Genomic DNA, 2,010 nt, shown 5'->3' with positions numbered 1-2,010 from the left:
GCCCTACATCGTGGCGATGGTGGAGTTGAACGACGAGCCCGACGTCCGACTGATCACCAACGTGGTCGACGTCGCCGTGGACGAGATCAGCGTCGGTATGCCGGTTGAGGTCTTCTTCGAAGACTGGACCGCGCTGTCGGGCGAGGAGGACAGCCGGGTGTGGTTGCCGTTGTTTCGTCCCGCCAAGGCCGCGTAGTCAACCGTTTCTACCTAGGGCGCCAAACCGGCTCCGTCCGGCGGCTTCGGTGCTAACGTGACAGTCGACTGTCATAGTTATATCTCACCGATGAGGATTGTGATGACCGGTCAAGCTCTGCAAGTCACGCTTCAATCCGCCGACGACGTCACGCCCGACGTTTTGACGTCGCTTTTGCGCCGACACGATCCTGACGTCGAGGTAACCGGCGTCACGGTTGGGCACACCTGGCAGGGCACCACTTCGCACCTGCGCCTCGATGTGAACTATGCCGATCCGCATACCCGACTTCCGCGGCGGCTCTTCATCAAAACGCAATTGAGAACGGTGCACGACCTGCCGGAGGCGTTCGACGAATCGCTGTCCGAAGGGGGCGGCGGGACGGTGCTGTACGACGACGAGACAAGGTTCTACCGCGACCTGCGTGCGGTCCTGAACGTCGAGACCATGACAACCTACTTCGCCGACCACCTAGACGGTCCGTCGCAGTTTCTCATCCTCGGAGAGGACATCACCTTACGCGGCGCGCAGGTCCCCGACGCGATATCCGGGCTCACTGTCGAGCAGGTCGACGCGCTGCTCGCAACGTTGAGCCAAGTGCACGCCCCGTTCTGGGGTAGCCGGCGGCTGGCCGACGGCGGCGACTTGTCCTGGTTACAGGATCCGGTCACGGGCGGGTTCGCAGACTTTCTGCGCGACAATGGGTTTGCGATAATCCGCGGCCTCATGGAGGCTCCTTACAAGAAGGCGCTCCTCGATGCGGCGGGCACCGATATGGACGGGATGGAGGCGGCTTTCTGGAGACTCCAGGAGCGGGTAGCCCGCGGCCCGGTCACGCTGCTGCACGGGGATCCGCATCCGCGCAACACGTATGTGCTACCCGATGGCCGACTGGGTGTCCTTGACTGGCAGCTGATTCGGCGCGGCTCGTGGTCACACGACGTCGGCTATGCGTTGATCGCTGCGCTATCCCCGGAGCTTCGGCGGGCCCACGAGCGCGAGCTGCTGGACAACTACCGCGGTCGGCTGCTCGACGCCGGTGTCACCTCGGTACCCGACCGCGAGGCTATGTGGACCGCGTATCGCGAGAGCCCGGCCTGGGGCTTCTGCATGTGGGCGATCGCACCCGACCAGATGTATTCGGTCGAGGTCGTCGGCGCGGTGCTTGGCCGCTTCGCCGAGGCCTATCGCGACCTGGGCACCGGCAAGTTGTTGAGCTGATTGCTGCGCACACCTATTTGATGATGAATTCTGGTATGCGATACCCGCTGTCACCGAGATCGGAGATGCGCAGCTGCACTGGCTGACCGATTCGGACGTCGGCTGGATCGGCATGGATGACCGCGTTGATCCGTAGGCCCGGCTGCTCCACGAGTTCGACGAGCCCGACGACATAAGGGGGCACGCGGCCAGGAACGAGAGCCTGGCGGACGACGATGTAGCTGAAGATCGTGCCATCGCCGCTGACTTCCTCGAAGTGCACGGGGCCACCAGTGTACCGGCTGCGTTCCAACGGCGGATGGATCCACTTCCCGGTCTCGTCACAGCGGCACAGCATCAACTTGCCGTCCTTCAGACCCTCCCAGTACGGCGCCGAGTCGGGGTCGGGCACCGGGATCGGTGCCGCCAGTGCCGGATTCGTCACGGGTGCTCCCTGCTGTAGACGTTCGCACCGCCGAAGGGTCCCCCGCCCGCGGTCACCAGCGCCAGTTTGGCGTCCTCGACCTGACGCGCACCCGCCGCATGTCGCAGCTGCAGCGCCGCCTCGTAGTGGTGATTGAGGCCGTGGATGTAACCCTCGGACAACAGTCCAC

At 64.1% G+C, this 2,010-nt stretch carries 4 protein-coding genes; 2 read left to right on the top strand and 2 right to left on the bottom strand.

What is annotated here, in order from left to right; genetic code table 11:
• Together WAN71_RS24215 and WAN71_RS24210 are read left to right on the top strand one after the other, a co-directional pair.
• A partial coding sequence (locus WAN71_RS24215) for an OB-fold domain-containing protein (RefSeq protein WP_422227764.1) occupies positions 1-196 on the top strand: 196 nt, incomplete at its 5' end.
• A 102-nt stretch (positions 197-298) separates the two neighbouring features.
• On the top strand, positions 299-1,417 hold the full coding sequence (locus tag WAN71_RS24210; RefSeq protein ID WP_422227763.1) for a phosphotransferase: 1,119 nt from the start codon (positions 299-301) through the stop codon (positions 1,415-1,417).
• A 13-nt stretch (positions 1,418-1,430) separates the two neighbouring features.
• Here WAN71_RS24210 and WAN71_RS24205 read toward each other — a convergent pair whose 3' ends face one another.
• Together WAN71_RS24205 and WAN71_RS24200 are read right to left on the bottom strand one after the other, a co-directional pair.
• Positions 1,431-1,841 (bottom strand): Zn-ribbon domain-containing OB-fold protein, encoded by a 411-nt coding sequence (locus WAN71_RS24205; RefSeq protein ID WP_422227762.1) that lies wholly within the window; start codon positions 1,839-1,841, stop codon positions 1,431-1,433.
• Positions 1,838-2,010, bottom strand: a 173-nt coding sequence (locus tag WAN71_RS24200; RefSeq protein ID WP_422227765.1) for a thiolase C-terminal domain-containing protein, incomplete at its 5' end; no start/stop codon positions are given. The genes WAN71_RS24200 and WAN71_RS24205, both read right to left, overlap by 4 nt.

Origin of the sequence: Mycobacterium sp., from assembly GCF_049280035.1 — a bacterium.
In the GTDB taxonomy this organism is placed as follows: Bacteria; Actinomycetota; Actinomycetes; order Mycobacteriales; family Mycobacteriaceae; genus Mycobacterium.
The sequence above is the reverse complement of the archived record's forward strand: the minus strand, read 5'-3'. Positions and strand labels throughout refer to the sequence as shown.

What these genes read in the sequence shown, in the direction of transcription:
- WAN71_RS24210 (WP_422227763.1), top strand. Translation starts at nt 299, where the DNA reads ATGACCGGTCAAGCTCTGCAAGTCACGCTTCAATCCGCCGACGACGTC.